A 7,604-nucleotide genomic window follows, 5' to 3' on the forward strand; every position below is an offset into this window, starting at 1 on the left:
GTCGAGTACTACTCCAAGGCCGACAGCTCCAACCCGAAGATCATCGACCACATCAAGTCGATGACCGACATCTCCGGCCGCAAGGTCACCTTCGAGTACTCCGACAAGGGCCTGCTCACCAAGATCACCGACGGCGCCGGCTCCACCCAGCCGAAGGTCTTCGCCTTCGAGTACGACGCCACCCAGGGCAACAAGAACGTCAAGCTCGTCAAGGCGACCGACCCGCGCGGGAACGCCACGCAGCTGGCGTACAACTACCCGCAGACCGGTGACGACCCGAAGTACCACTGGTGGACCAAGACGATCACCGACCGTCTCCAGGGCACCACGGGCTTCACGTACGCGGTGGACTCGGGCAATCCCAAGTTCACGGCCACCAAGGTCACCGACGCCGAGTCCCGCTCCTCCGACTACGTCACCGACGACTTCGGCCGTGCCGTCCGGTCGACGAACGCCAAGTCGCAGTCGATGAAGCTGTCGTGGGACGCGGACAACAACGTCACGTACACGGAGGAGGCCAACGGCGCCAAGACCGCGTACTGCTACGACCAGAAGACGGGCTTCCCGCTCTGGAAGCGCGACGCGGAGAGCAACAAGGCGGGCGTGCCGGCCCAGAGCGAGTGCGCCCCGGGTGTCTACCCGGCGAACTCCTCGCAGTACGCGTACCAGACGCGTGCCGACGGCTACTCGGCCGACCTCTTCACCAAGACCTCTCCGGAGGGCCGGAAGTGGCAGTTCGGCTACGACGCCTTCGGCAACCTGAAGACGGTCACCGACCCCAAGGGCGTCGCCACCGCGACGGCGGGTGACTACACCACGTCGTACGAGTACGACACGTACGGCCAGCTGATCCGGGCCGTCGACGCCAACGGCAACGCGGACACCAACAGCGGCTTCGGGCCCACGGGCTTCCCGACGACGATGACGGACGCGCTGAACAACTCGTCGACGTTCGTCTACGACGAGCGCGGTCAGGTCACGCAGGTCACCGACGCCCTCGGCAAGAAGACCACGCAGACGTACGACGTCTACGGCCGTCCGCTGGTCAAGACCGAGCCGAAGGACCAGGCCGCCGGTGATCTGATCACCGCTCCGGCCCCGGTGTACGACGCCAACGACAACGTCACCACGTCGACGGCGCCCAACGGCGCGGTGTCGACCGCCGTCTACGACGCGGCCGACCAGATGACCTCGGCGACCGAGCCGAAGTACACGCCGACGTCGGACGAGCGGAAGACGACGTACACCTACGACAAGGTCGGCAACCTCCTGACGACGACCGAGCCGAAGGGCACGCTGACCACGGCGGACGCGTCGGACTTCGTCACGACCAACTACTACAACGAGATCTACCAGCTCACCTCCGTCGTCAACGCGAACGGCGACAAGGTCAGCTACGAGTACGACGACGTCGGCAACACGATCAAGGTCGTCGACCCGAAGAAGAACAACACCGCCGACACGACCGACTACACCAGTCTGTCGGCGTACGACCTGAACCACCGTGCCACCTCGGTCACGGACGCCGCCGGCAAGACCACCAGGAAGGCCTACGACAAGGACAACCTGGTCGTCTCCACGACGGACGCCGAGAACAACACCACGCTCGTCAGCTACGACGAGCGCGGCAAGCAGACGGAGGTCAAGGTCCCGCGCAGCGGCACCTCGCCGATCGTCTACCGCACGACCCGGTACGAGTACGACCAGGTCGGCAACACCACCAAGGTGATCACCCCGCGCGCCGTCGAGGCGGGCACGACCACGGCGTTCACCTCCCGCACCGAGTACGACGCGCTGAACCGGCCGAAGCGCCGGTACCAGCCGTACGACCCGGCCGACGCCCGCTACAACGACCCGAACGTCTACACCGAGACCGAGTACGACGCCGTGGGCCGGGTCGCGAAGACCTCGATGCCGCCCTCGGAGGGGCAGACGGTCCGCAACGTCGCCAAGGTCGACTACTTCGACAACGGCTGGACGAAGAGCTCCACGGACCCGTGGTCCATCTCGACCACCTACGACTACAACGCCCTGGGCCAGCAGACGGCCAGGACGCTGACGTCGGCGGGCGGCTCGTCCAACCGCACGATGACGTGGTCGTTCTACCCGGACGGCAAGGTCAAGTCCCGTTCCGACGACGGTGTTCCGGTCGGCAAGTCCGTCGTCCTGGTGGACAACTCCGACACCCAGGCGATCACCGCCACGGGCACCTGGGCCACCGGTGACATCACCGGGCAGCAGGGATACGACCACCGCACCCACGCCGCCGGCGCGGGCACGGACGCCTTCACGTGGTCCCTCGACATCCCGAAGGACGGCACGTACACCGCGTACGTGATGTACCCGAAGGTGACCGGGGCCGCCACGACCGCCAAGTACACGCTCACCCACGGCACGACCACCGAACCGGCGGTCACCAAGGACCAGAACGCCGGCACCGGCACCTGGGTCAGTCTCGGCAGCTACGCCCTCAAGCAGGGCGAGGACACCAAGCTGAAGCTGGACCAGAACAGCGGCGGCACCGTCGTCGCCGACGGGGTCAAGCTGGTCCGTGACAACTCCGCGGAGACCGACAACGAGAAGCGGACCTTCACCTACTCCTACGACGTCAACGGCAACCTGACGACCATCGGCGACAGCTCGCCGGGGACGAAGGTCGACGCGTACGCCATCACCTACACGGGCCTCAACCAGGTCCAGAAGGTGACGGAGTCGCTGGCGGGCGTGGAGAAGAAGGCGACGTCGTACACGTACGACGCCAACGGCCAGTCCGAGACGGTCAGCCACCCGAGCCAGTTCTCCAAGTACACCTACGACCTGCGCGAGAAGGTCAAGTCGGTGTCCGTCGGCAAGTCCGCGACGGACAGCGACCCCAAGGTCACCTCGTACACGTACACCGACCGCGGCCAGAAGCTGAAGGAGACCAAGGACAACGGCAACACCGTCGACTACACCTACTACCTCGACGCGGCGCTGAAGTCGACGACGGAGAAGAAGGCGGACGGCACCACGCTCGTCGCCTCCCACACGTACTCCTACGACGCCAACGGCAACAAGTCGCAGGACGTCGCGAGGAAGATGAACGCCGACAACCGTGCGGCGTACCTCGACTCCACGACCGACCTGACCTACGACCCGGCCGACCGGCTCGCCAAGTCCGTGAAGACGGGCAACGGCGCCGCGACGGAGACGTACGTCCACGACGACAACGCCAACGTCGTCAGCCAGACCGTCAAGGGCGCGACCACCACGTTCCAGTACGACCGGAACAGGCTGCTGAGCACCTCGACGGGAGGCGTCGGCGCGAGCTACGCCTACGACCCGTTCGGCCGTCAGCAGTCGGTCAGCTCGGGCGGCAAGGTCATCGAGCGGAGCGTGTACGACGGCTTCGACCACGTCGTGGAGTCCCAGAAGCTGGACGCCGGCGGCGCGATGAAGTCGACGACGTACACCTTCGACCCGCTGGACCGCACCGCGTCGAAGACGGCGGACGGCAAGACCACCGACTTCGAGTACCTCGGCCTGTCCGGTGAGGTCCTCGACGAGAAGGTCGCCGGCGCGCTGACGAAGTCGTTCCAGTACAGCCCGTGGGGCGAGCGCCTCTCGCAGACCAAGCACAACGCGGACGGCACGACCGAGGACGGCTACTACGGCTACAACAGCCACACCGACGTCGAGACGCTGACCGACAAGAACGGCGACACCAAGGCCACCTACGGCTACACCGCCTACGGCAACAACGACGCCACCGAGTTCACCGGCATCGACAAGCCCGACGCGGCCGACCCCACCAAGGAGGAGTACAACCCCTACCGGTACAACGCCAAGCGCTGGGACGCCCAGTCCGGCACGTACGACATGGGCTTCCGCGACTACAACCCGGGCCTCAACCGCTTCACCACCCGGGACATGTACAACGGCGCCCTCGCCGACATGAAGCTCGGCGCCGACCCGTACACCAACAACCGGTACGCCTTCGGCGGCGGCAACCCCACCAGCCTCGTCGAGCTGGACGGCCACTTCCTCTTCGCGATCCCGGCCATCTACTGGGCGGGGGCGGCGCTCGTCACCGCCCTGTACGCGGCGACGCCGCAGGGCCAGCAGAACCTTCGGGACGCGGGGACGGCCCTGGGCAGCATGCTGATGCCGTCCCCGGACGTCGACTCCGACGACGACGACTCGTCCAGCAACGAACCGCGACCGAGTCCCACCCCGCAGCCGTCGCCGGGCCCCCAGCCCCGGCCCGCGCCGCGGACCACGGACACCAACAACCCGACGTGCGACCCGATGCCGCTGATCGACGGCGGACGGGTCTACGGCGGTCTGGAGGAGTACACCGACCACCAGGGCAACAAGGGCTGCCGGGCGACCGGTGCCTGGGCGTTCCTCACCAAGGCCGACCGCAGGTCGCGCACCGGTGCCGGCGGTCTGCCCAAGTGCCCCGAGTGCGAGCCCTCCGTCCAGCCGGACGGCATGGGTGAGATCGCGGCCGGCGGCGGAAACCCGCAGGCAGGGCACCTGATAGGTTACTGGGGCAAGGGCACCGGAGGGGACATCCGGAACCTGGTCGCACTGCACGGCAGGGCGAACGCCAGGATGGCCAGCAAGGTGGAAGCCTTCGGCTGGAAGCACCTGACCGGTGACAACAAACTGTTCATGTCGGTCGTGCCCATCTACGGTGACCCGCACTCGGCCGTTCCCACGCTCGTCCAGGTGGGCATGACCGCGTACGGACCCCAGGGGGACATCGTGGAGCAGTACTCCTGCACGGCGATCAACTCCAGCACCGGCATCGGCTCGACCTGCTAGAAGGGGCTTAGAGGTGGCAACGCTTTCGGACATACGGGCCCTGTTGGGCGAACCCCGGTTCAACTGGTCGGACCCGGCGCCGTGGACGGCGCTCGAGCAGGAGCTCGGCGTCGAATTCCCCGCGGACTTCCACGAGATCGTGGATGCCTACGGTTCGATCTCGATCAACGGGCAGCTGTATCTGAAGCACCCCGCCGGTCATCTTCTGCACGATCTGGGAACAATGATCAAGCAGGACCTCGAGTTCTGGCGCGAGGAGGACATGGCCGAGTTCCTGCCGAGTCGGGCAGGGGCGGGCCCCGGTGAACTGCTGCCGGTGGCGACGGCCACGACGGGGGAGATGGTCTTCCTCCGCGTCCCCGACGAGCCCTCTTCGCCCTGGCGCGTCCTGGTCCAGGAGATGGACAGTCCGTCATGGACTCTCTACGAGATGACGTTCGGCGAGTGGCTGCTCGCCTATCTCAAGGGGAGGGACGTGACGTTGTGCGCCCGCGACCGTGCGCCTGACGGACCGTCCTACGAGTTCCTTCCCTGATCCCGCACGGGATCGACGGAGCCCCGCCACCGAGTGGCGGGGCTCCTGTCGTTTCCGGTTCGGCCGCAGGCCGGGGAGTGCTACTCGCCGGTCATCGACCGGCGATGCCAGGGCATGGAGATCCTTCGGGAACGGCTCCGCCTATGGCCCCCCTCGCCATCGGCTATTGGAATCCGCGTCAAGCGATCGCATAGCTTTCCGTCATCACCGCAAGGCGCGAGCGAGACCTTTCCGGTTCTCGCGGATCTCTTCGCAGATCGCCCGGACACCGCATTCGCCGACTGCCGCCACGGCCCTCACCGTAAGGAAATGGAAATGAGCTCGGACATCGCAGGCGTCAGGATCCCGGACAGCCGGATCGCCAAGGAGGCCACCGACCTCATCCGCGAGGTCACCGACGACCTGATCTACCACCATTCGCGCCGCGTCTACGTGTGGGGCGCGCTCCAGGGGCAGAACCGCGGCCTCGCCTTCGACGCGGAACTGCTCTACGTCTCGGCCATGTTCCACGACCTCGGGCTGACCGAGCCGTACCGGGACAACGACCAGCGGTTCGAGATCGACGGCGCGGACGAGGCGCGCGCGTTCCTGATCGGCCACGGCGTCGACGAGGACCGGGCCCGTATCGCCTGGGAGGCGATCGCCCTGCACACCACCCCGGAGATCCCCTCCCGGATGGCCCCCGAGATCGCCCTGGTGACCGCCGGCGTCGAGCTCGACGTCCTCGGCATCGGCTATCACGACGTGTCCGACGAGGTCCGCGCGGCCGTGGTGGCCGCCCACCCGCGGCCCGACTTCAAGCGGCGGATCCTCCAGGCCTTCAACGACGGCATCACCCGCCGTCCGGCCACGACCTTCGGCAACGTCAAGGCCGACGTCCTGGCGAGGTTCACCGAGGGCTATGTGCGGCCGGACTTCGTCGAGGTCATCGAGAACTCCGACTGGGCCGCGTAGGAGAGGACCGCGTAGGAGAGGACCGTGTAGGAGAGGACCGCGCAGACGTCGCCGATCCGCCGATCGACACGGCCCTCGGCGTACTCATTCACTCGACGGCCGTTCTCCCCCCGAATCTCCCCCGAAGAAGATGATCAAGCTCGTACACTTCTCGGCGGTCCCGGTCGTCCCCGGGCCGTCGGGGCAGGCATGGACCACGCCGAACGGCGCGCCATGCGAGGAGCCGGAGACAGGGGGCCGGCGACGTGATGCAACTGGCATGGCTGCAGACCTTCATGGCGGTCTACCACACGGGGTCCTTCACCAAGGCGGCGCGCGAACTCGGCGTGACCAGCCGACGGTGACCCAGCAGATCAGAAGCATGGAGCTGGAGATCGGGCACCGGCTCTTCGAACGCACCACGCGGGGAACGGTTCCCACCCCCCGCGCGACGATCCTCGCCCAGGACGTGCGGGAGTCGATGATCTCGCTCAACGCGGCGATCGACCGGCACTTCACGCCCGTCGACCAGAACCGCCCGCTGCGGCTCGGGACGACCGCGGAACTCGCCGCGAGCAGGGTGGTGCCGCCGCTCGCGCGGCTGGTGGCTGAAGGGACGGACGTACGGGTGCTGACCGGGGTCAGTCACGAGCTGCTGTCCCGGCTCGGCGAGGGCTTCCTGGACATGGTCATCTCCACCATGCGCCCCCGGCGGCGCGGGATCGAGGCGACGCCGTTGTGCGACGAGGAGCTGGTGCTCGTCGCCTCCCCGCGGCTGGCCGAGGAGGTGTTCCCCGACGGGCCCGGGACGGGGACCGGCCGGGAACTGGGCAAGGCCGTGCTGATCACGTACGCGGAGACGCTGCCGCTGGTACGGGAGTACTGGCGCGTCGTCTTCGACCGCGACCCCGACATCCACATCGGGGCGGTCGTCCCCGACCTCCGGGCCATCCTGGCGGCGGTCGCGGCCGGTGCCGGGATCTCCGTGCTGCCCCGCTGCCTGTGCGAGGAGGCCCTTGCGGAGGGTGCGGTCGTCCCCCTGGTCCGGCCGGAGGTCCCGCCCATCAACACCCTGTACCTGGCCGTGCGCAACGGGGCCCTCCAGGACTACCGGCTCTCCCGGATCCACAGCGAGCTGTTGCGCACGGCGCAGCACTGGACCTGACTCCGGGTGCCGGGTGCGGGTGCCTCAGAGCTTCTCCAGCCGTCCACGGGCCGCTTCCACGGAGCGGCCGCGGCGCAGCTCCCGTCCCCAGGGGTCGTCGGTCTCCAGGCGCTCGTCGATGGTGCCGAGCGTCCAGCGCCGCGGCCGCTCCGTGGAAGCGGC

The 7,604-nt window shown here is 67.7% G+C and carries 4 protein-coding genes; all 4 read left to right on the forward strand.

The genetic code is table 11. The features are described 5' to 3' along the window. Positions 1 to 4,809 (forward strand): RHS repeat-associated core domain-containing protein (locus tag CCN56_RS11650; protein WP_306300600.1); only part of this gene is annotated, 4,809 nt, incomplete at its 5' end. 13 nt (positions 4,810 to 4,822) lie between these two features. Then, positions 4,823 to 5,344, forward strand: a complete 522-nt coding sequence (locus CCN56_RS11655; protein WP_086826206.1) for an SMI1/KNR4 family protein — start codon at positions 4,823 to 4,825, stop codon at positions 5,342 to 5,344. Between the two features lie 315 nt (positions 5,345 to 5,659). After that, entirely contained in the window at positions 5,660 to 6,298 is a 639-nt protein-coding gene (locus tag CCN56_RS11660) for an HD domain-containing protein (protein WP_086826207.1), read from the forward strand. A gap of 259 nt (positions 6,299 to 6,557) precedes the next feature. Continuing rightward, positions 6,558 to 7,442, forward strand: coding sequence for a LysR family transcriptional regulator (locus CCN56_RS11665; RefSeq protein WP_107484134.1), 885 nt, complete (start codon positions 6,558 to 6,560; stop codon positions 7,440 to 7,442). Positions 7,443 to 7,604 lie beyond the last annotated feature (162 nt).

The sequence above is a fragment of the Streptomyces sp. NRRL B-24572 genome, assembly GCF_002156145.1.
Taxonomy (GTDB): Bacteria; Actinomycetota; Actinomycetes; order Streptomycetales; family Streptomycetaceae; genus Streptomyces; species Streptomyces vietnamensis.

Bases quoted from the DNA above. Each gene is read 5' to 3' on its own strand.
- CCN56_RS11660 (WP_086826207.1), top strand. From the start codon at position 5,660: ATGAGCTCGGACATCGCAGGCGTCAGGATCCCGGACAGCCGGATCGCC.
- CCN56_RS11665 (WP_107484134.1), top strand. From the start codon at position 6,558: ATGGCTGCAGACCTTCATGGCGGTCTACCACACGGGGTCCTTCACCAA.